This is a genomic window from Bordetella sp. (genome assembly GCF_057362025.1).
The window spans coordinates 67,528-88,347 of sequence record NZ_JBMQQZ010000092.1 but is presented as its reverse complement, the minus strand read 5'-3'; the positions used below and the strand labels follow the sequence as shown (position 1 = coordinate 88,347).

The 20,820-nt window shown below is 67.3% G+C and carries 16 protein-coding genes and 1 pseudogene; 14 read left to right on the top strand and 3 right to left on the bottom strand.

Translation table 11 applies throughout. The annotated features are described in order from the left end of the window. A pseudogene (gene prpD / locus ACO1P8_RS20570) lies at positions 1-253 on the top strand (2-methylcitrate dehydratase); the annotation flags it as partial. A 150-nt stretch (positions 254-403) separates the two neighbouring features. Here the strand turns inward: prpD and ACO1P8_RS20565 are convergent. Continuing rightward, positions 404-1,486, bottom strand: a complete 1,083-nt coding sequence (locus ACO1P8_RS20565) for a TauD/TfdA family dioxygenase (protein WP_486297723.1) — start codon at positions 1,484-1,486, stop codon at positions 404-406. A 22-nt stretch (positions 1,487-1,508) separates the two neighbouring features. Continuing rightward, the gene (locus ACO1P8_RS20560) at positions 1,509-2,768 is read right to left on the bottom strand and encodes a CaiB/BaiF CoA transferase family protein (RefSeq protein WP_486297722.1); all 1,260 of its coding nucleotides are present in this window, start codon (positions 2,766-2,768) and stop codon (positions 1,509-1,511) included. Positions 2,769-2,929: 161 nt separating this feature from the next. Here ACO1P8_RS20560 and ACO1P8_RS20555 point away from each other — a divergent pair, with 161 nt between their 5' ends. Continuing rightward, positions 2,930-3,676 carry an IclR family transcriptional regulator gene (locus ACO1P8_RS20555; protein WP_486297721.1) on the top strand — a complete coding sequence of 249 codons (747 nt, stop codon included), beginning with the start codon at positions 2,930-2,932 and terminating at the stop codon, positions 3,674-3,676. A 50-nt stretch (positions 3,677-3,726) separates the two neighbouring features. Here the strand turns inward: ACO1P8_RS20555 and ACO1P8_RS20550 are convergent, their stop codons facing one another. Beyond that, positions 3,727-4,704, bottom strand: a complete 978-nt coding sequence (locus ACO1P8_RS20550) for a tripartite tricarboxylate transporter substrate binding protein (RefSeq protein WP_486297720.1) — start codon at positions 4,702-4,704, stop codon at positions 3,727-3,729. Between the two features lie 361 nt (positions 4,705-5,065). Here ACO1P8_RS20550 and ACO1P8_RS20545 point away from each other — a divergent pair, with 361 nt between their 5' ends. The 12 genes from ACO1P8_RS20545 to ACO1P8_RS20490 all read left to right on the top strand — a co-directional run bounded on the left by ACO1P8_RS20545 (position 5,066) and on the right by ACO1P8_RS20490 (position 20,820). After that, positions 5,066-6,253 (top strand): mandelate racemase/muconate lactonizing enzyme family protein, encoded by a 1,188-nt coding sequence (locus ACO1P8_RS20545; RefSeq protein WP_486297719.1) that lies wholly within the window; start codon positions 5,066-5,068, stop codon positions 6,251-6,253. Positions 6,254-6,266: 13 nt separating this feature from the next. Beyond that, positions 6,267-7,757, top strand: a complete 1,491-nt coding sequence (locus tag ACO1P8_RS20540; RefSeq protein WP_486297718.1) for an aldehyde dehydrogenase family protein — start codon at positions 6,267-6,269, stop codon at positions 7,755-7,757. Between the two features lie 74 nt (positions 7,758-7,831). Continuing rightward, positions 7,832-8,812 (top strand): tripartite tricarboxylate transporter substrate binding protein, encoded by a 981-nt coding sequence (locus tag ACO1P8_RS20535; RefSeq protein ID WP_486297717.1) that lies wholly within the window; start codon positions 7,832-7,834, stop codon positions 8,810-8,812. A 12-nt stretch (positions 8,813-8,824) separates the two neighbouring features. Continuing rightward, the gene (locus ACO1P8_RS20530) at positions 8,825-11,827 is read left to right on the top strand and encodes a xanthine dehydrogenase family protein molybdopterin-binding subunit (protein ID WP_486297716.1); all 3,003 of its coding nucleotides are present in this window, start codon (positions 8,825-8,827) and stop codon (positions 11,825-11,827) included. Further along, positions 11,824-12,642: an FAD binding domain-containing protein gene (locus ACO1P8_RS20525; protein WP_486297715.1), complete on the top strand. Its 819-nt coding sequence runs from the start codon at positions 11,824-11,826 to the stop codon at positions 12,640-12,642. The genes ACO1P8_RS20530 and ACO1P8_RS20525 overlap by 4 nt, the downstream gene beginning before the upstream one ends. Continuing rightward, positions 12,639-13,163 carry a (2Fe-2S)-binding protein gene (locus ACO1P8_RS20520; RefSeq protein ID WP_486297714.1) on the top strand — a complete coding sequence of 175 codons (525 nt, stop codon included), beginning with the start codon at positions 12,639-12,641 and terminating at the stop codon, positions 13,161-13,163. Before ACO1P8_RS20525 ends, ACO1P8_RS20520 begins: the two co-directional genes overlap by 4 nt. A 3-nt stretch (positions 13,164-13,166) precedes the next feature. Then, entirely contained in the window at positions 13,167-14,765 is a 1,599-nt protein-coding gene (locus ACO1P8_RS20515) for an AMP-binding protein (protein ID WP_486297713.1), read from the top strand. 40 nt (positions 14,766-14,805) lie between these two features. Further along, a complete protein-coding gene (locus ACO1P8_RS20510) occupies positions 14,806-16,254 on the top strand; it encodes a UbiD family decarboxylase (RefSeq protein WP_486297712.1) in 1,449 nt (482 codons plus the stop codon). Continuing rightward, positions 16,251-16,889: a UbiX family flavin prenyltransferase gene (locus ACO1P8_RS20505; RefSeq protein ID WP_486297711.1), complete on the top strand. Its 639-nt coding sequence runs from the start codon at positions 16,251-16,253 to the stop codon at positions 16,887-16,889. Before ACO1P8_RS20510 ends, ACO1P8_RS20505 begins: the two co-directional genes overlap by 4 nt. Beyond that, positions 16,886-17,692 (top strand): enoyl-CoA hydratase/isomerase family protein, encoded by an 807-nt coding sequence (locus ACO1P8_RS20500; protein WP_486297710.1) that lies wholly within the window; start codon positions 16,886-16,888, stop codon positions 17,690-17,692. Before ACO1P8_RS20505 ends, ACO1P8_RS20500 begins: the two co-directional genes overlap by 4 nt. A gap of 4 nt (positions 17,693-17,696) precedes the next feature. Then, on the top strand, positions 17,697-19,409 hold the full coding sequence (locus ACO1P8_RS20495) for a GMC family oxidoreductase (protein WP_486297709.1): 1,713 nt from the start codon (positions 17,697-17,699) through the stop codon (positions 19,407-19,409). A 34-nt stretch (positions 19,410-19,443) separates the two neighbouring features. Then, complete coding sequence (locus tag ACO1P8_RS20490; RefSeq protein ID WP_486297708.1) at positions 19,444-20,820, top strand: MFS transporter; 1,377 nt, start codon at positions 19,444-19,446, stop codon at positions 20,818-20,820.

Sequence of the window (20,820 nt, the reverse complement as noted above, 5' to 3'; positions counted from 1 at the left end):
GCGCTCGATCGCCAACGCGCTGACCATCGAGTTCGACGACGGCAGCACGCTGGGCGAAGTGGTGTGCGAGTATCCCATCGGGCACCGGCGCCGCCGCCAGGACGGCATCCCGTTGCTGGAGGGCAAGTTCCGCACCAATCTGGCCCGCCAGTTCCCGGCGCGGCAGCAAAACCGCATCCTGGACGTGTCGCTCGACCAGAAGAAGCTGGAAGCCATGCCGGTCCACGAGTACGTGGATCTGTACGTTATTTAAAAGGCCCCCACCGGCGGAGCGCCGCCGGCGGCGCTCCAGGCGGTTGAGCGCGGCAGGCCAGGACGGCCCGCCGCGCTTTTGTCTGAAAGCGCATGGGAAGGCGGCATTGCCGGCTGCTCGATCGAGTGCGCCGGCAATGCCGGGCATGGCTTACTCCACCATCTCGCCGAGCTTGCCTTCCAGCAGCATCTGATAATGAATGGACGGCAACTCGATCAGGGGCTTGCGGTATTGGCTCCACAGGCGCCGGTCTTCGGCCGTGTGGAAAACCTGCTTTTGCGGCATGGCGGGCCAGCTCGGCACTTCGAACCACAGGCGCAGCAGATGCCGACGCTGCTCCAGCGGCTTGGCATCGACGTAGTCGGTGCGGCCGTGCACCATCATGCGGTTGTTCAGGAACTGGATATCGCCTTCCTTGAAACCCATGTCCAGATATAGTTCCGGCGAGGCGGCGACCTTGCGCACGCGATACAGCGCCTCGGATTCTTCCGGCGTGTAGCCGCACTGACCGCTTTTTTCCGCCAGGCGGGCGTAGCCCGTGGGCAGGTAGCAGGTGACTTCGCCGTTCTCTTCATGAAAGAAGGGCACGCGTTCGGCACTGAACGTACGCGTGGCGCGGCGGCCGTCTTCGTCGGTGCGCTTCAGGAACAGCCCGCGCGCCAGGATCTCGAGCAGTGCGGGGTAGCGCTCGGCCATCTCGTTGTGCACCGCCAGCGCGCTGGCGATGCGGCTGTCACCACCCGAGACGGCGGAACGCAGGCACATCAGGCCGATGATGTCGCAGGAGTCGGTATGCATCAGCTGGCCGCCGCCCTTGCGGTAGCCGCGCGACTTCGGTTCGTAGTCGCTCACGTCCATGACGTGGCCCAGAATATCGCCCAGGTAGGACTGCGTCATGGGCTTGCCCAGATACGAGCCCAGGCCGAAGTAGATGCGCGTCATGTCGTCATCGGTATACGCCTGGCGATTCAGGCCGCGCAGCATCAGAAAGCCGCGGCCGTGGCGCAGGCGCTCCGGCAAGCCGCGCATCAGCTCGCCGACCTTGTCCAGCGGGAAGTTCTCGGGGGTGATTTCCGGGAAGTCCAGGTTGCCCTGCGCCAGCAGGTGCCTGAGGGCCAGATCGATCTCGCGCTGTTCGGTGTCGGACAGCACATGCAAGCCTTCCTTGGTCCAGTCGATCTCCGGGCCCTTCCAGGCGCCCGGAGAAGCGATGCGTTTTCCTATCATGCTCATTCCATCGTCTCCATTAAGCAAATCAGGCTGCCGGGGGCGCCTCGGGAAAGATGACGCCGTCATCGACCAACGGCCGCAGATCGATTTCACCCAGCAGTTCCGTCAGGCATTCGGCGGTGTGCTGGCCCTTGCGCGGCGCCGGCCGGCGCAGGGTGCCCGGGGTGGCGGAAAGGCGCGGCACGATGTTGTGCATGGGCATGTAGCCCAGCGCTTCGTCCCACACGTCGATCAGGCTCTCGCGCGCGATGACGTAGCCGTCCGAAAGCAGATCGGACGCGTCATGGATGGGGCCGACCGTCACGTCTGCCGCCTCGAATACCCGCAGGTTTTCGTCCAGGGTGCGCTGTCCGACGAAGTCCGCCACGATGGCGTCGACTTCCTCCACATGTTCCAGGCGGGCCACATTGCTGCTGTAGCGTGGATCGCTGTTCATTTCCGGACGGCCGATGGCACGGAACAGGCGCGCCGCCATGGTTTGCGTGGAAGTCGACACACAGACCCAACGGCCGTCGGCGGTACGGTAGGTATTGCGCGGCGCGGTCGTGCTGGAGCGGCTGCCGGTGCGGGGCTTGACCTTGCCCGTGATGCGGTAGTTGGCGGCTTGCGGGCCCAGCACCGAGATCATCGGCTCGAACAGCGAAAGGTCGATCTCCTGGCCTTTGCCGCCGTTGACCCTGACTTCCCACAGGGCGGTCATGACGGCGCTCGCGCCATACAGGCCCGCGGTCATATCGCCCAGGAACATGGGGGGAAGAACCGGTTCGCGATCCGCGAAACCGTTCATGCTGGCAAAGCCGGAGTAGCCCTCGACCAGGGTGCCGAAGCCCGGGCGCCGCTTGAACGGGCCGGTTTGCCCCCATCCTGAAATGCGTACGATCACCAGGCGGGGGTTGCTCGAATGCAGGGTATCCGGTGCCAGGCCCATCTCTTCGAGCACGCCTGGACGAAAGCTTTCAACGAGCACATCGGCCTTGTCGAGCATGCGGCGCAGCAGATCGATGCCCGTCGCATGCCGGAAGTCGATGCATACGCTGCGCTTATTGCGGCAATAGACCTTCCAGAATGCTTCGACGCCCGCGGTTTTGAATGCCCGCAAGGTGTCCCCGTTGCGCGGCTCCACCTTGATGACGTCCGCGCCGAAATCCGCCAGCTGCAGCGTCAGCATGTTGCCTGCAACCAGCCGCGATAGGTCGATGACGCGCAGCCCGCGCAGGGGGCCCTGCGCCTGGGCGGAGAAATCCTTGCGCTTGAGCGATGCGTGATGTGTGGTTGTCGATTCCATTTTTCCAGCTTACCAAGAAAATAGACATGACGTCTATTTTGGTGACTATACAATGTCCGTCGCTTCAGGAACGCGCGCCTCCGTCGTCCCCGTGCGTTTTCACGGATCCAGGCGATATGGGGTCCGCGCCTCGTAGCCACACCGGAAACTAGGAGTCAATCATGGCGAAAGCCGCCGACGCGGGCGTCGCGTCCGTCAACCGGGCCTTGTCCATCCTGATGGCATTCGAAGACAGCGTCGAAGGCATGACCTTGACCGACCTGATGAATTCCACCGGGCTCTACCACAGCACCATCCTGCGCATTTGCGAATCGCTCGAACAGTTCCGCTTCATCAAGCGGCTCGAGGACGGCCGCTATAGGCTCGGACCCGCGCCCTTCTACCTGGGCATGCTGTACCAGGAGTCCTTCCGCTTATGGGACTACGCGGCGCCGGTGCTGCGCGAACTGATACGCGAAACCAAGGAAACCGCGGCGATCTACATAAGGGAAAACGACGAGCGGATCTGCCTGCATCGCATGGCGCAGCCGCGTTCGGTCAGGATGCACGTGCGCGAAGGCGAACGCGTCGACTTGTACAAGGGTGCCGCCGGCAAGGTGCTGCTGGCCTTCGGCGGGGAAAAAGGCGCTGTCTACGACCGAATCCGCAAGGCCGGCTACGCGGTCTCGCTGGCGGAGCGCGAGTCCGAAAGCGCCGCGATCGCCTGCCCCGTGTTCGGTGTCAGGCAACGCCTGGTCTGCGCGGTGTCGCTGGGTATACCGCTGTTCCGCTTCAATAAAGCGGTGTTCGATCAATCCCTGCCCCTGGTGATGAAGGCCGCGGCCCGGCTGACGGCCGACCTGGGCGGAGACGCCGCGATGTATGCGCCGCCTTATGCCAAGCTCGAAGGGATCAAACTCCCTTCCTGAGCGGCGGCGATCGCCGCGCCCGCCGGAACGCGCGGACGGGCGGGGATGATCTACATGTGCGCCACGATATGGCGCTCGCTGGCCAGGCGGCGCCACTTGGCCAGCTCGGATGCCACGTAGGCGGTGGCTTGTTTACGGTCCATGTCGGTCGGTTCGGTGGCCTCGCGCGCGAAGAGTTCGCGCATGTCGGGTTCGGCGCTGACCTTGCGGATGGCGGCGTTAAGCTTGTCCACGTAGGCCGCGGGAGTTCCGGCCGGCGCGTAGATGCCCCACCACACATCCACCGAATAGCCAGGTACGGTTTCGGCGATCGTCGGCACGTCTGGGAAGAAGCGGGACCGGGTGGTGGAGGTCGTTCCCAATACCCGTATTTCCTTGGCCTGCAAGGGACCGCTCACCGATGCGGGCGTGGTGATCATGGATTCCAGGCGCCCGCCTATCATGTCGGTGACCGCATTGGAAATGCCTTTGTAGGGCACGTGGACCATATCGGCGCCGGTTTGCATGTTCAGCAATTCGGCACCCATCTGGCCGATCGATCCGATGCCGGCCGAACCGTAATTGAGCTTGCCGCGGCGTGCTTTCGCGTCCTTGATGAACTGCGGCACGCTGGTGTACGGCGTCGATTTGCCGACCACCAGGACCATGGCGCCGCGCGCGACCACCGCAACGGGCTCGAACGACTTGAGCGCGTCGTACGGAAGCTTCTCCTGGGTTGCGGCATTGGTCACGAAGGACACCGACGAGAACAGCAGCGTGGCGCCATCGGGCCTGGCGCGCGCCACTTCCGCGGCGCCTATGACACCGCCGGCTCCCGGCTTGTTCTCGACGATAACGTTCACCCCCAGTTCCTTGGACAGCCGCGCGCTGAGGGCGCGGCCGAATACATCGTTGCTGGCGCCGGGAGAGAAAGGCACGATGACCTTGATCAACTCGGGCAGGGTATCGCCTGCGCGTGCGGTACCGGCGCCCAGGATAGACAACAGGCTCGCCAGGCAGGCACACGCCTGCCGTATCGACATTCTCATTTATTTGTCTCCTCGTTTTCAGACATGATGTCTATTTTCAGTATAGGAGCTTGCCGCCCGGCTGTCGAGAACCCGTTCAACAGCTTGCCGGGGACGCGGAGCGAGCCGTTTTCCATCAACGACGCTTATGTTCCAAGGCGTAGCCCATCGCGATGCTGCATAGGCAAGGGCGGCAGCGGAAAAACGAGCGACCGACCCCACATCGATGTAAGTGCAACTGACGGCATACCCATACCATCATAAAAAATGATTTCGACGATCATTAAAGATTAATTGACCTGATATACCCGCCTCCCTAGACTTTCTTCACACGACCGGCCGGTAAACGGCACGGCACGAGAAACAAGCAATGGAGACGAGGATGCAGGAGACCCACCGCGAGCCGGGCGCATCGGCTTCGCCGTCGGAGCTGGCGATACGGGACATCGAGGCCCATGCCGTCTCTTTTCCCGTGCCCGCGCAGAACAGCGTCACGCTGGGCGTGGGGCGGGCGGTCAAGCGCGACGCGGTCATCGTGAAGGTGACCACGGCCGGCGGCCTGGTCGGGTACGGCGAATCGCATCACGGCCGCGCGCACACCACCGTGGCGCACTTCATCAACAGCGCCCTGAAGCCCATGGTGCTGGGCATGGATGCCACGGATACCGTGGGCGTGTGGCAGCGCATCTATGAACGCCAGCTGGCCAGCCATGGCCTGGGCGCCGGCGCTGCCATCGCGATGAGCGGCCTGGATATGGCCTTGTGGGACATCCGCGGCAAGGCGGTGGGCTGGCCGCTTTACCGACTGCTGGGCGGTTCGCGGCGCGCGATTCCGGCCTATGCGGGCGGGGTGGCCCTGGGCTGGCAGGATCCGCAAGCGCTGGCGGCGGAGGCCAGGCGCCATGTCGAGGCGGGCTACCGCGCCGTCAAGCTGCGGCTGGGCGATACCGTGCAGCGCGACCTTGCACGGGTGCGCGCCGTGCGCGAGGCGCTGGGCGAGGACATCGCCATCCTGACGGATGCCAATGCCGCCTACCGCGTCGACGACGCGCGTGCCGTCATGCCGGTGCTGGACGAGTTGAACATCGGCTGGCTGGAAGAGCCGTTTCCCGCGCACGACGCGGCCAGCTACGCGCAGGCTCGCCGCTTCGGCCGGCTGCCGCTGGCGGCGGGCGAGAACCACTACACCCGTTTCGAGTTCGAGCGACTGTTCGACGAGCGCATCGTCACGATATGGCAGCCGGACCTTTCGAAAACCGGCGGTATCACGGAGACCCTGCGCATCGCCGCCATGGCGTCGGTGCGCAAGCTTCCCATCCATATCCATTCATCCATGACCGGTATCAACATGGCGGCGACCGTGCACGTGCTCGCCGCCATCGACAACGCCGGATACTTCGAGGCCGATGTGTCCAAGGGCAATCTGTTCCGCGACGCGCTGGTGGACCGCGCCTTCGCCCTCGATACGGACGGCTGCGTTCGTCCGTCGGACAAGCCCGGTATCGGCGTGGAGGTCGACGACGCCTTTATCGCCGCGCATCCGGCCATCGAAGGCCCGGCGTATGTCTGAGCGAGCAACACACATGGCTGATATCGAAAGCAGGAACCTGATCGGCGGGCAATGGGTGCGGGCAGCCGCCGGTGAAAGCGGCCAACGTCGCGATCCCGCCGACGGCACGGCCTTAGGCAGCTTCGCCGAAAGCGGCGAGGCGGACGCGCGCGCTGCCATCGCCGCCGCGCGCCGCGCCTTCGACGCCACAGCCTGGGCGCAAAGCCCGCGCGTGCGGCAGATGGCGTTGCTGCGCTGGGCCGATCGCATGGAAACGCGGGCCGACGCGCTGGCGCAAGCCCTGACCCGCGAGAACGGCAAGGTCCTGGCGCAGTCCCGCGGCGAGATCGCGGCGGCGATTTCGGAAATCAGGTACTACGCCGGATTGGCGCGCTACATCCCCGGGCACGCTTTCGAAGTGGAGCCCGGCGTGTTTTCCACCTTGATCAAGGAGCCTGCCGGCGTGGCCGGCCTGATCATCCCCTGGAATGCGCCGGCGGTGCTGCTGGTGCGTGCCCTGGCCCCGGCATTGGCGGCCGGCTGCAGCGTGGTGGTCAAGCCCGCATGGCAGACGGCGGGCCTGAGCGCGGCCATCATCGCCGCGCTTGCCGAGGATGCGGATATCCCCGCCGGGGTGGTCAATATGCTGACGGAGACCGGCAGCGACGTGGCGCGGACGCTGGTGGCTTCCGCCGATGTGGATGTCATCAGCTTTACCGGATCGAACGAAGTGGGGCAGCGCATCATGGCCGCGGCCGCGCCCACGATGAAGAAGCTGTCGCTGGAGCTGGGCGGCAAATCGTGCTGCCTGGTGTTCGAGGACATCGACCCGGACTGGGCCGCGCCCCGGCTGGCGGCCGCCGCGACGATCATCTCGGGGCAGCAGTGCACCGCCGCGCGCCGGGTACTGGTGCACGCATCGCGCTACGACGCGATGAAACGCGCCTTGCGGGATGCCCTCGCGGCGATCCGCCTGGGTCCGGGCATGCAGCCGCAGGCCCAGATGGGGCCGCTGATCGACGAGGCCGCGCGGGAGCAGGTCTGGGCGCGCGTGGAGCAGGCCCAGCAATGCGCCGACGAAGTCGTGCTGGCGGCGCAACGCCCGGGCGGCGAACTGGCCGCGGGCTGCTTTATGTCGCCATCGCTGGTGGCGCACCGCGACACCGGTGCTTTCTTCATCCAGGAGGAAATCTTCGGGCCCTTGCTGGTGCTGGAGACATTCCAGGACGAGGCCGAGGCGGTCGCGCGGGCCAACCATACGGAGTTCGGCTTGTCGGCCAGCGTATGGACGCATGATGGGGCGCGCGCCATGCGCGTGGCGCGGGCGCTGCGCAACGGCACGGTATGGATCAACGATCACAACAAGCTGTATGCCGAAGCCGAGACCGGCGGCTACCGCCGCAGCGGCCTGGGCCGCCTGCACGGCTACGACGCGCTGATCGACTTCACGGAAGTGAAGCACATTTACCAGGACGCCGGCGTGGTCGCGCCGCGTCCGCTGGACGGCGGGCAGCCTGGCCGCTAAGGCGCGGCGCCTGCGCCATCGGTATCCGGATGGCGCAGGCTCGCGCATGACAACGTAGAAACGTGGAGACAAGGATGATAAAAAAACTGGGGAAGTACCTGGCGACGGCAGCACTGACGGCCGCGTCCGCGGCCGCGATGACGGGAGCGGCGCATGCCGGGTATCCGGACAAGGCCGTGCGCATCATCGTGCCGTATACGCCAGGCGGCTTCAACGACACCATGGCGCGCATCTTCGCCAAGAAGCTGCAGGAGACGATGGGGCAGCCTTTCATTGTCGAGAACAAACCCGGAGCGGGTACGGTGATCGGCACGGAGGCAGGCGCCCGCGCGGCGCCGGATGGCTACACCCTGGTCATCGTCGGATTTCCCCTGGTGTCCAACCAGTTCCTGTATCGCAAGCTGCCGTATGACGCGAGGAAGGATTTCGAGCCCATCATCGTCGGCGCGCAGACGCCGAATTTCCTGGTGGTGAAGGCGTCCTCGCCCGTGCAGTCGCTGGCGGACCTCGTCAAGCGGGCCAAGGCGCAGCCCGGCAAGCTGAACTACGCCACCGCGGGCACCGGCACGTCGAATCATCTGACCATGGCCTACTTCCAGGAGGAAGCCGGCATCCAGCTGGTGCAGGTGCCGTACAAGGGCAGCGCGCCCATGGTCACGGATCTGCTGGGCGGCCAGGTCGACACGATGTTCGACAACACGCCGAATGTGTTGCCGCACATCAAGGCCGGCAAGATGCGCGCGCTGGGTGTCACCAGCGCGAAGCGCTCGCCGCTGGCGCCGGACGTGCCGACCATGGCTGAACAGGGTTACCCCGGTTTCGAAGTTTCCGTCTGGTACGGGCTGGCCGCGCCGGCGGGCACGCCGCGCCCCATCGTGGAGCGCCTGAACGCCGAGTTGAACAAGGCATTGCAGGCGCCGGACGTACGCAAGACGTTCGCCGAGCAAGGGGTCGAGCCGGTGGGAGGATCGCTGGAGGACTTCCGCCGGTTCTTCGATGCCCAGATGTCGAAGTGGTCCAAGGTGATCCAGACGGCGGGCATACACGCGGACTGATGGGAGCAGGGCATGGACGCCAGGGCTGAAACTCGGGACACCTCCACGATGGACGAAGCGGCGCCGCGCGCGCACGTGGGATCGCCCCGCGTGCGTGTGGAGGACCAGGCCATCCTGACCGGGCGCGGCCAGTACGGCGACGATGCGGCCACGCATCCCGGCACCCTGCATGCGGCAATCGTGCGTTCCCCGCATGCCCACGCCCGCGTGACGCGTGTCGACGGCGCGCGTGCCATGACGCTGCCCGGGGTGCGGGCCGTGCTGACGCCCGACGACGTGGCGGGTTGGTCGCGGCCCTTCGTCGTGGGCGTCAAGCAGCCGATGGAGCAGTGGGCGCTGGCGATGGACAAGGTACGCTACGTCGGCGAGCCGGTGGCGGTGGTGATCGCCGAGTCGCGCTATGCGGCCGAGGATGGCGTGGACCTGGTGGACGTGGCATACGAACCGCTGCCGGCCGCCGTGTCCATCGAGGATGCGATCGCCGCCGACGCGGCCGTGCTGCACGATAAGGTGGGGAGCAATATTGTCAGCGACCGCTCTTTCCGCTATGGCGATCCGGAATCCGCCTTCGCCGGCGCGGACCATCGTATCGGCCTGACCGTGCGCTACCCGCGCAATTCCTGCACGCCCATCGAGTGCGCCGTGGTGATCGCGGAATATGTGTCGGCGCAGGATGGCTACGACGTCCGTTCCAATTTCATGGGGCCGTTTTCTCTGCATACCGTCATGGCGTTGGCGCTGAAAGTGCCGGGCAACCGGCTGCGGCATCGTACCTTCGCCGATTCGGGCGGCAGTTTCGGCGTCAAGCAGGCGGTGTTTCCGTATGCGGTACTGATGTGTCTGGCCGCGCGCAAGGCCAACGCGCCGGTCAAGTGGGTGGAGGACAGGCTGGAGCATCTGGCCGGCGCCACCTCGGCCACCGGGCGGCTGTGCCGCATCGAGGCGGCGGTGTCGGCGGATGGGCGTATCCAGGCGCTGTCCTATGACCAGTACGACGATTGCGGCGGCTATCTGCGCGCGCCCGAACCGGCGACTTTCTATCGCATGCATGGCTGTCTGACGGGGGCGTACGACATTCCCAACCTGGCGGTGCGCAACCGGGTGGTGCTGACCAACAAGACCCCGGCGGGCCTGGTGCGCGGGTTCGGCGGACCCCAGGTGTACTTCGCGCTGGAGCGGCTGATGCAGCGCATCGCGGGCGAGCTGGCGCTGGATCCACCGGAGCTGTATCGCCGTAACTTCATCGGCCGGGATGCCTTTCCCTACCGTGCCGCCGCGGGCGCGCTGATCGATTCCGGCGACTACCAGGGCGCGCTGGACCTGGCGTGGCGGCAGGGCGGCCTGGAAGCGTTGTACGCGCGGCGCGAACAAGTCCGCGCGCGCGGCGGGCTGTACGGCATCGGCTACGCCGCCATTGTCGAGCCCTCGATTTCCAACATGGGCTACATCACCACGGTGATGCCACGCGAAGCACGCGACAAGGCCGGGCCCAAGAACGGCGGCATTGCCGCGGCAACCGTATCGGTGGACCCGCTGGGCGGGGTCGGTGTCGTGATCGCGTCCGCGCCCGCAGGGCAGGGACACCGCACCGTCTGCGCGCAGGTCGTCGCCGACGTGCTGGGGGTGGATCCCGATACCATCATGGTCAGCATCGAGTTCGATACGCAGAAGGATGCCTGGTCGGTGGCCGCGGGCAATTATTCCAGCCGTTTCGCCGGTGCGGTGGCCGGGACGGTGCACCTGGCGGCGTGCCGGCTGCGCGACAAGCTGGCCGCCATCGCGGCGGCGCAAATGGACTGTGCGCCGGGCGACATCGTGTTCCGCGGCGGCACGATCGCGCCGCGCCATGCGCCGCAGGCCGCCGTGCCGTTCACGCGCCTGGCCGCGAATCCGCACTGGGCGCCCGGCCTGCTGCCCAAGGACATCGAGCCGGGACTGCGGGAGACCGTCTTCTGGTCGCCCGAATCGCTGACTCCGCCCGACGGGCAGGACCGCATCAATACGTCGGCCGCCTATGGCTTCGCCTTCGATGTCTGCGCGGTGGAGGTCGATCGGGATACGGGACGCGTGCGCATCGACCGCTACGTGACCACGCACGATGCCGGCCGCATCCTGAATCCGGCCCTGGCCGACGGCCAGATACGCGGTGCGTTCGCGCAAGGTCTGGGCGCGGCCTTGATGGAGGAATTCCGATATGGGCCGGATGGCAGCTTCCTGTCCGGCACCTTCGCCGATTACCTCGTGCCGACGACCTGCGAGGTGCCCGAACCGGTCATCCTGCACATGGAAACGCCCAGCCCCTTTACGCCGCTGGGCGCCAAGGGCCTGGGCGAGGGCAACAATATGAGCACGCCCGTATGCATCGCCAACGCCGTCGCCGACGCGCTGGGCGTGGACGATGTGACCCTGCCGCTGACGCCGGCGCGCGTCATGGACCTGATCGGCGTGCAGGATCCGCCGCCGTCCAGCGGACATGTGCCGGCGGGGCAGGCCCGCGAAGGGGGCGAACGTGCCGGCCGTTCCTTGTCCGCGCAGGGCGAGGTACGCCTGGACGCGCCGCCGGACAAGGTATTTGCCGTCCTGATGGATCCGCAGGCGCTCGCCAGGGTGATCCCCGGCTGCAATGCGCTTACGCCGATCGGCGAGCATCGCTATCGCGCCGACGTCACCGTGGGCGTGGGCATGATCAAGGCCCGCTACGCAGCCGAGGTCGCGCTGTCCGAGCTGGATCCGCCGCGCAGCCTGCGGCTGGCGGGCACCGGCCTTTCCAGCGTGGGCACCGCGCAGGGCAGCGGCCTGGTCACGCTGCACGCGGAAGGCGCCGGCACCCGGCTGACCTACGACTACGAGGCACAGGTCTCCGGCAAGGTTGCCGCGGTGGGCAGCCGCATGCTGGAGGGCGCCGCGCGCGTCGTCCTGCGGCAGCTGTTTGAACAACTGGGGCAGCAGGCGGGCGGAGGCAAGCGCCTTTCCTGGTGGCGGCGCCTGCTGGGCCGACGGGAGTCGCGGCAATGAAACCACAGGCATTCGACTATATCCGCGCCGAATCGGCGCAGGACGCCGTGGATGCGCTGGCGCAGCTGGGCAGCGATGGCCGCATCCTGGCGGGCGGGCAGTCCTTGATGGCGGTACTGAACATGCGGCTGGCCCAGCCGGCGGCGTTGATCGATATATCCCGCGCCGGCGACCTGGATTACGTACGCGAGCAGGACGGCTGGCTGGCCGTGGGCGCGGCGGCCACGCAGGCCAGTGTGGAGTGGCGCACCGGCCTGGCCGACGCGGTGCCCCTGCTGGCACAGGCGTTTCCCTTCATCTCGCACTTCCAGATCCGCAACCGCGGCACGGTATGCGGCTCGGTCGCGCACGCCGACCCCAGCGCCGAGCTTCCCCTGGTTCTGACCGCGCTGGAAGGCCAGGTGGTGCTGCGCGGCAGGCGCCGGCGCCGGACCGTTCCGGCCGCCGAGTTCTTCCAGGGCATGCTGATGACCGCGCGCGGCCCCGAAGAGCTGATCGAGGAAGTGCGGTTCCCGCTGGCCCAGGCGGGAACGCGCTACGCGTTCGACGAGTTCTCGGCCCGCCACGGCGATTTCGCGCTGGTGGCCGTGGCCGCGCTGGCCGATGCGCGCGGGATCGTGCTGGCCGTTGGCGGGGTCGCCGATCGGCCGATGGCGCGGCGCTGGCCGCGCCTGGACGGCAAGGAACTGGAAGCGGCCGTCAACGATTTCGCGTGGGACCTGGGCGCGCAGGACGACCCCCACGTCAGCGCGGCCTTCCGCCGCCAATTGGTGCGGCGCCTGGGCGCCGGCGTCCTGCGCAAGGTGATGGCATGAAAAGACTCGAACACGATCGTGAGCACGTGCTGAACGTGGTCCTCAATGGCACGTCGCGCCGCGGCGCGTGCCCGCCGCGCATGCTGCTGTCGGATTTCCTGCGGCATGAACTCGGCGCGACCGGCACGCACGTGGGATGCGAACACGGCGTCTGCGGCGCCTGCACCGTATTGATCGACGGCGTCGCCTCGCGCGCCTGCCTGACGCTGGCCGTCCAGGTAGAGGGCCGCCAGGTCGATACGGTGGAAGGCCTGGCCGATGCCGACGGCATGCTCAACGACCTGCAGCAGGCCTTTCGCCGGCATCACGCCCTGCAATGCGGCTTCTGTACGGCGGGCATCCTGATGTCCTGCCAGGACTATCTGCGCCGCCAGCCCGACCCGACCGAGCAGGATGTGCGCGACATGCTGTCCGGCCATCTCTGTCGCTGCACCGGCTACACCAACATCGTCAACGCGGTCATGGAAACCGCCGCCGCCCGGCGCGCGGCGGGCGCACTCGAATCGCCCCAGGGGGAATAAGGCATGCTGGATCTCGGTAGAACTTTTCTGCAAAGCGTGGAGCGCAGCCCCGATGCGCCGGCGATCGCCGACGGGGCGCGCGTGCGCTCCTATGGGCAATGGCACGCCGACATCGCCGCGCTCGCGGCGGGCCTGGATGCGCTGGGATTGCGGCGCGGCGACCGCGTGCTGGCGATACTGCAGAACCGCTTCGAGATGGCGACGCTGCATTGGGCATGCCAGTTCAAGGGCATCGTCGTCACGCCGCTGAACTGGCGCGCGAAACCCGACGAGGTCGAGTATTGCGCGCGCGATGCGCAGGTGCGCGCGGTGTTCTACGAGCCGGTCAGCGCCGAATCCGTACTGGGCAGCCCGGCCGCCGCCAGCCTGCCCAAAGTGACGGCCGGCGGTGCCCCCGGCGCCCTGGTCACCTTCGAGGCGCTGCTTGCCGCGCATGCGGGAGCGGCACTGGTGCCGCAGGCGCAGGCGGAAGATTTCTCGCTGATGCTGTACACGTCCGGTACGACCGGCAAGCCCAAAGGCGTGCCGCGCCGCCACCGCCACGAGCGCGCCGCGGCGCTGGCGCATGTCGCGCAGAACCTGTACCGGCGCGGCGAACGCACGTTGGGCGTGATGCCGCTGTACCACACCATGGGGGTGCGTTCGCTGCTGTCGATGGCGATGGTGGACGGCCTGTTCGCCTGCCTGCCGAAATTCGATACCGGGCTGGCGCTGGCGGCGATCGCCGAGCACCGCCTGACCTGCCTGTATCTGGTGCCCACGCTGTACCACGACATGCTGGCGCATCGCGAACGGCATGGCGGCGACGTATCGTCGGTGACCAAGCTGGGTTTTGCCGGGGCGCCCATGCACGACGCCCTGTTGCAGCGCCTGAAGGCGGTCTTCGCGCCCGAGCTGTTCGTCAACCATTACGGGTCGTCGGAGGTCTATACCTGCGCGGTGGATCCCGACGCGTCGCGCAAGCCGGGCAGCGCGGGCAGGGCGGGCATCAACACACGCCTGCGCGTCATGCGGCTGGGTGCCTCGTCGCCCGACGCCATCGCGCCGCGCGGCGAAGAAGGCGAGATCATTGCCGACCTGATGGGAGACGAGGCCTTCGAAGGCTATTGGAACCGCCCGGATGCCAACGCCAAGTCCATGCTGGACGGATGGTATCGCACCGGAGACACCGGCTACATCGACAAGGAGGGCGATCTGTTCGTGACCGGCCGGGTCGACGACATGATCATCAGCGGCGGCGAAAACATATCGCCGGTGGATATCGAATCGGTCCTCTCCCTGCACCCGGCGGTGGACGAAGTGGCGGTCGCCGGGCTGCCCGACGAACGCTGGGGCCAGCGCGTCGTGGCGTTCGTCAAGCGGCATGCGCCGGTGGACGAGGCGGCGCTGGATGCCCACTGCCGGCAATCCGACCTGCTGAACTTCAAGCGCCCGCGCGAATACGTCTTTGTGCAGGCCATCCCCAAATCGCCGGTGGGCAAGGTGCTGCGGCGCAAGCTGGTCGCCGGCGAGTACGACGCGGACCGTGCCGCGACGGCGGGGCCGTCCGCATCGGCGGAACCGTCCGCCGCGTCCGCACCTGCCGGCGGCAAGTCTGCCTGACCGGCATTACCGAACCTTATCCGTCCCGGAGCTGCATTCCATGACAACTTCCACCCCGGCTACGCCCTACACCGACCTGCGCGCGTGGCTGAACAACCTGGCCGCCACCGGGCGCGTGGCCGTCATCCGCGACGGCGCCGCGCTGGAGCACGAGGTGGCGGCCATCGCCAAAAGGCTGGACGGCCGACAGGCCGCCTATTTCAAGCAGCCGGGAGGCCACCCGATGCCGGTGGTGTCCGGCTTCATGTCGCGCCGCGCGTGGATCGCCGAGGCCATGGGCGTGCCGGAATCCGGCCTGCTGGCGGCCTACCGCCGCGCGGCCGAGGCGCCACTGCCCTGCGAGGAAGTGCCGGCGGGGCAGGCGGCCTGCCAGCAGGTCGTGCATCGCGACCCCGACGTGCGCGCCCTGCTGCCCGTGCCCACGCATAGCGAACACGACAACGGTCCCTACATCACGGCCGGCATGGTCATCGCGCGCAATCCCGTGACGGGCGTGCAGAACGTCTCGATCAACCGCATCCAGGTGCATGCCGGCAACCGCATGGCCATCCTGCTGCTGCCGCGGCATTTGCATGCCTTCTACAAAGAGGCCGAAAAGCGCGGCCAGGACTTGCCGGTGGCCATCGTCATCGGCGCCGATCCGCTGACGCTGCTGGCCTCGCAGGCCATCATGCCGATCGACCACGACGAGCTGGAAATCGCCGGCGCGCTGCAGGGGCGACCCCTGCCGGTGGCGCGCTGCATGACCAGCGATATCCACGTTCCCGCCGACGCCGAAATCGTCATCGAGGGCCGCATCCTGCACGACGTGCGCGAAGCGGAAGGGCCGTTCGGCGAGTTTCCCCGCTACTACAGCGCGCGCGAACAGCGGGAAGTGATCGCGGTGGACCTGGTCACCCACCGCCGCGACGCGGTATTCCATACCATTGTTCCCGCCGAGATGGAACACCTGCTGCTGGGGTCCATCCCGCGCGAAGCGACGCTGCTGGCGCACCTGCAGCGCAGCTTCCCCGGCGTGTCCGACGTGCACCTGTCGATCGGCGGGGTGGGGCGCTATCACCTGTTCGTGCGCTTGCGCAAAGCGCATGAGGGCCAGCCCAAGAACGTCATCCTCTGCGCCTTCGGCGCGCACTACGACATCAAGCAGGTCGTGGTGGTGGACGAGGATGTGGAGGTACACGATCCGCAGCAGGTGGAGTGGGCCGTGGCCACGCGCTTCCAGGCCGACCGCGACCTGGTCGTCATATCGGGCGCGCAGGGGTCGGTCCTGGACCCGTCGACCACGGTGGCCGCCGGCGCGGGCGCCGATACCGTGCCCGCCCATTTGCAGGGCATCAGCGCCAAGATGGGGCTGGATGCCACCCGCCCCGTGTCCTATCACGAACACGTGTTCACCAAGGTCCGGATCCCCGGCGAGGAAGAGATCGATCTGGCAACCTGGATCGATGCGGATGCCCGCGTGGACTTCGATGCGGTGTCCGATCGATGAACGGGACGCCTCGCAAACGGCTGGTCGTCGCGATCACCGGTGCCAGCGGCGCCATCTACGGCGTGCGCATCCTGCAATACCTGCGCCGCTGCCCGGACTGGGAGAGCCACCTGGTGCTGTCCCACTCGGGCGCGTTGACCGCGGCGCAGGAGCTGGACCTCAAGCGCGGCGAGATCGAGGACCTTGCCGATGTGGTGCACAACGTCAAGGACATCGGCGCCTCGTTGGCCAGCGGATCCTTTCGCACCGAAGGCATGATTGTCGCGCCATGTTCGATGAAGACGCTGGCGGCCATTGCCCTGGGACTGGCCGATAATCTGGTCAGCCGCGCGGCCGACGTGGCCTTCAAGGAGCGGCGCAGGGTGGTCCTGCTGGCGCGCGAAACGCCGCTGAACCTGGCGCACCTGCGCAATATGACCAGCGTGACCGAAATGGGCGGCATCGTCTTCCCGCCCGTGCCGGCGTTCTACAACCAGCCCGCCACGCTGGACGATGTGGTCAACCATACCGTGGGAAGGGTGCTGGACCTGTTCGGCATCCACCATGACGATCTGCTGGAGCGATGGGAAGGGCTGCGCAAGTCCGCCGCCGCGCCGGCATCCGGATTTTCCCATTCCGAAGGAGCAAACCCGTGACGACTCTCAAGCATCCCGCCCATGACCTGCCCGCCCAGCTGGACGGGTTCCGCGTCGAGATCGACGCCGACCGCCAGCGCGCCGACATCGTGCTGGCCCGTCCGCCGTTCAATATCGTTTCCATGCCGCAGCGCGACCAGTTGCGCCTGGTATTCGAAGCGCTGGACGAGGATGCGCGCGTGCGCGTCATCGTGCTGCGCGCCGAGGGGCAGCACTTTTCCAGCGGCGGCGATATCAAGGGCTTTCTGGAGGCATCGCCCGAGCACGTGTCCAAGCTGGCCTGGAATATTGCCGCGCCCGCGCGCTGCGCCAAGCCGGTGATCGCCGCCGCGCGAGGCTATTGCTTCGGCGTGGGTTTCGAAATTTCGCTGGCCTGCGACTTCCGCCTCGTCAGCGAGACGGCGCAATATGCGTTGCCGGAACAGAAGCTGGGCCAGATCCCGGGTTCGGGCGGTTCGGCGCGGCTGCAGAAGATGGTGGGCATTACGCGCACCAAGGACATCGTCATGCGCTCGCGCCGTATCGGCGCACGCCAGGCCTACGATTGGGGCGTGGCCACCGAGGTCGTGCCCGACGGCGAACTGGAAGCGGCGACCGACCGGCTGGTGGCCGAGCTGTTGACCTTTTCGCCGTTGGCGCAGCGTACCGCGAAGAAGCTGCTGAACGACACCGAGGACGCCTCGCTCTCGGCCTCCATCGAACTGGAAGGGCATTGCTACAGCCGCCTGCGCAGCAGCGACGATTTCCGCGAAGGCGTGGAAGCCTTCCACGGCAAGCGCGCGCCCAAGTTCCGGGGCAGCTAGCAAGATGTCTTCGGTTGGCGGTTCGTTCGACTACCTGATCGTGGGCGGCGGTTCGGCCGGCTGCGTGCTGGCGCATCGGCTGTCCGCGCAGCGCGCCTGCCGCGTCGCGCTCGTGGAGGCAGGCGAGGACACCCCGCCCGGCGCCGTGCCGGCGGAGATCCTCGATAGCTATCCCATGCCGGTTTTCTGCGGCGACCGCTGGATCTGGCCCGGGCTGGCGGCCACGGCGACGCGTGGCGCCGCGCCGCGCGTCTACGAGCAGGGACGCGTGATGGGCGGCGGCTCCAGCATCAACGTGCAATCCGCCAACCGCGGACTGCCGCGCGACTACGACGGCTGGGCGGCAGCCGGCGCCGCCGGCTGGGGTTGGGACGACGTGCTGCCGTACTTCCGCAAGCTTGAGCGCGATCTGGATTTTCCGGGGCATCCCATGCATGGCGGGGACGGCCCGATCGCCATCCGTCGCATCGCGCCACGCGACTGGCCGCCTTTCTGCCAGGCATTCGCGCAAGGCCTGCAGCGCAGCGGCCTGGCGGCGCTGCAAGACCAGAACGCGGAGTTCGGCGACGGCTACTTCCCCGCGGCGTTTTCCAACGAACATGACCGGCGCGTGAGTACGGCCACCGCTTACCTCGACGCCGCGACGCGGGCGCGTCCCAATCTGCGCATTTTTTCGCATACCCGGGTGCGCCGCCTTCGCATGGCGGGGGCGCGTGCCACCGGCGTGGATGCCGTCGATGCTTCCGGTACACCGTTGCGGCTGGAGGCGCGCGAAGTCATCGTGTGTGCCGGCGCGCTGCAATCGCCGGCGCTGCTGATGCGGGCGGGTATCGGCGACGGCCAGGCCCTGGCGGCGCTCGGGCTGGATTGCGTCGCCCATCTGCCGGGTGTCGGCCGTCACCTGCAGGACCATCCCACGCTGACGTTCTGCCATTTCCTGCCGCCGCGCCTGCGCATGCCCTTGAGCCGCCGCCGCGCCAGCATGCTGGCGGCGCGTTTGTCCTCGGGCCTTCCGGGCGGAGAGCCTTCCGACCTGTACCTGTCCAGCGCAACCCGCGCGGCGTGGCATGGCCTGGGCAACCGGCTGGGCTTGTTCTTTCTGTGGTGCAACCGGCCGTATTCGCGCGGCAGCGTCACGCTCGCATCGGCCGATCCGGACTTGCCGCCCAAGGTAGAGCTGAATCTGCTGGACGACGAGCGCGATGTCGCGCGGATGGTGGCTGGCGTGCGCATGCTGGCCGGCATCGTCGGCTCGTCGGCGCTGACCGCGGACGAGCGGGATTTTTTCCCTGCCGCATTTTCGCCGCGCGTGAAGGCGCTGAGCCGCCATACCCGCGCCAATGCAATGCTTACCCGGCTGGCGGGTGGACTGCTGGATGCGCCGGCACCCCTGCGACGGGCCATGATCGGCCGCTTCTTCAACGGGGGACGGACGATGTCAACCATCCTGGAAGATGCCTCGGCGCTCGCGGCCTTCGTGCGCCGCCAGGTCTTCGGCGTGTGGCACGCCAGCGGTACCTGCCGCATGGGCCCGGCCGGCGACGCCGGCGCGGTCACCGATGTCCAGGGCCGCGTGCACGGGGTGTCCGGGCTGCGCGTCGTGGACGCATCGCTGATGCCCGCATTGCCGTCCGCCAATACCAACATCCCGACGATCATGATCGCCGAGAAAATCGCCGACGCGATGGCGCGGCAGGCGGCGCGCGGTTCGACCTGAATCGCGCGCATGCATAAAACCAGAGGAGATAGCGATGTCCATAGGAGTGGAACGCATGGCCGCCGAGCCGGCGGCGGGCAACCGGCAGGTCATGGGCGCCGTCGTCGCGTCCTGCCTGGGCTGGGCCCTGGATCTGTTCGACCTGTTTGTCCTGCTGTTCGTCGCGCCGGTGGTCGGTCGCCTGTTCTTCCCGTCGGAACACGCGATGCTGTCGCTGGCCGCGGTGTACGCGTCCTTCGCCGTGACGCTGCTGATGCGCCCGCTGGGTTCCGCGCTATTCGGTTCCTACGCCGACCGCAACGGCCGCAAGGGGGCCATGATCGTTGCCGTGGTCGGCGTCGGTCTCGCTACCGCGGCATTCGGCCTGCTGCCTACGGTGGCGCAGGTGGGGCTGCTGGCGCCGGTGCTGTTCGTGGTGCTGCGCCTGGTGCAGGGCGTATTCGTCGGCGGCGTGGTGGCATCCACGCATACCATAGGCACGGAGTCCGTCGCGCCGCGATACCGCGGCGCGGTCTCGGGACTGATCGGCGGCGGCGGGGCGGGCATCGGCGCCTTGATGGCCTCGCTTACCTATATGATCGTGACGGAGATCTTTCCGGGCGAGCAGTTCGACCAGTGGGGATGGCGCTGCATGTTCTTCACCGGCATCGTCAGCTCGGTGCTGGGCGTGTTCATTTTCAATCGTCTGGAGGAATCGCCGCTATGGAAAAAACTGGCCGCGGAAAAGGCCGCGCGTGCGGCGCAGGCCCGTCTCGAACCGTCCACGCAGGTCCCGGTTTCGCCGCTGCGCACGCTGTTCTCCGCTGACTACCGCGGCATTCTTTTCGTGAACCTGCTGCTGACCATCGGCGGCGGCAGCGCGTATTACCTGACCTCCGGCTACCTGCCCACGTTTCTCAAGGTCGTCAACCAGGCCCCGGGCGGCGTGGCGGCCGCCATCCTGATGGCCAGCAGCGTGGCGGTGGTCATCGCCGCGCTTGCCGTAGGCCATCTCAGCACCTATCTGGGGCGCAAGCGGACGTTCCTGCTGGTGGGCGTCATACAGCTGTTCGCGATGCCCGCCCTGTATCACCTGCTGCCGTCCGCGCAAAGTCCGCTCGCCCTCGGCGTGTACGCCATCATCCTGAGCGCGCTGGGCAGTTCCGGCTACGCGCCCATCCTGATCTTCCTGAACGAACGGTTTCCGACCGCGATACGGGCCACGGGGACCGGCCTGTCATGGAACCTGGGCTTCGCCATCGGCGGCATGATGCCCACCGCCGTGTCGCTGGCCTCGGCCACGCCCGCGGCCCTGCCCACGACACTGGCCTTCTTCACCGGCGGTATCAGCCTGGTCTTCCTGCTGGGCGCGCTTATCGTGCCCGAAACCATCGGTCGCCTGGACAGCGTGCCTGCGCGCCAGGGAGCCTGA

Bases quoted from the DNA above. Each gene is read 5' to 3' on its own strand.
- ACO1P8_RS20565 (WP_486297723.1), bottom strand. From the start codon at position 1,486: ATGAGCATGATAGGAAAACGCATCGCTTCTCCGGGCGCCTGGAAGGGC.
- ACO1P8_RS20560 (WP_486297722.1), bottom strand. From the start codon at position 2,768: ATGGAATCGACAACCACACATCACGCATCGCTCAAGCGCAAGGATTTC.
- ACO1P8_RS20555 (WP_486297721.1), top strand. From the start codon at position 2,930: ATGGCGAAAGCCGCCGACGCGGGCGTCGCGTCCGTCAACCGGGCCTTG.
- ACO1P8_RS20550 (WP_486297720.1), bottom strand. From the start codon at position 4,704: ATGAGAATGTCGATACGGCAGGCGTGTGCCTGCCTGGCGAGCCTGTTG.
- ACO1P8_RS20545 (WP_486297719.1), top strand. From the start codon at position 5,066: ATGCAGGAGACCCACCGCGAGCCGGGCGCATCGGCTTCGCCGTCGGAG.
- ACO1P8_RS20540 (WP_486297718.1), top strand. From the start codon at position 6,267: ATGGCTGATATCGAAAGCAGGAACCTGATCGGCGGGCAATGGGTGCGG.
- ACO1P8_RS20535 (WP_486297717.1), top strand. From the start codon at position 7,832: ATGATAAAAAAACTGGGGAAGTACCTGGCGACGGCAGCACTGACGGCC.
- ACO1P8_RS20530 (WP_486297716.1), top strand. From the start codon at position 8,825: ATGGACGCCAGGGCTGAAACTCGGGACACCTCCACGATGGACGAAGCG.
- ACO1P8_RS20525 (WP_486297715.1), top strand. From the start codon at position 11,824: ATGAAACCACAGGCATTCGACTATATCCGCGCCGAATCGGCGCAGGAC.
- ACO1P8_RS20520 (WP_486297714.1), top strand. From the start codon at position 12,639: ATGAAAAGACTCGAACACGATCGTGAGCACGTGCTGAACGTGGTCCTC.
- ACO1P8_RS20515 (WP_486297713.1), top strand. From the start codon at position 13,167: ATGCTGGATCTCGGTAGAACTTTTCTGCAAAGCGTGGAGCGCAGCCCC.
- ACO1P8_RS20510 (WP_486297712.1), top strand. From the start codon at position 14,806: ATGACAACTTCCACCCCGGCTACGCCCTACACCGACCTGCGCGCGTGG.
- ACO1P8_RS20505 (WP_486297711.1), top strand. From the start codon at position 16,251: ATGAACGGGACGCCTCGCAAACGGCTGGTCGTCGCGATCACCGGTGCC.
- ACO1P8_RS20495 (WP_486297709.1), top strand. From the start codon at position 17,697: ATGTCTTCGGTTGGCGGTTCGTTCGACTACCTGATCGTGGGCGGCGGT.
- ACO1P8_RS20490 (WP_486297708.1), top strand. From the start codon at position 19,444: ATGTCCATAGGAGTGGAACGCATGGCCGCCGAGCCGGCGGCGGGCAAC.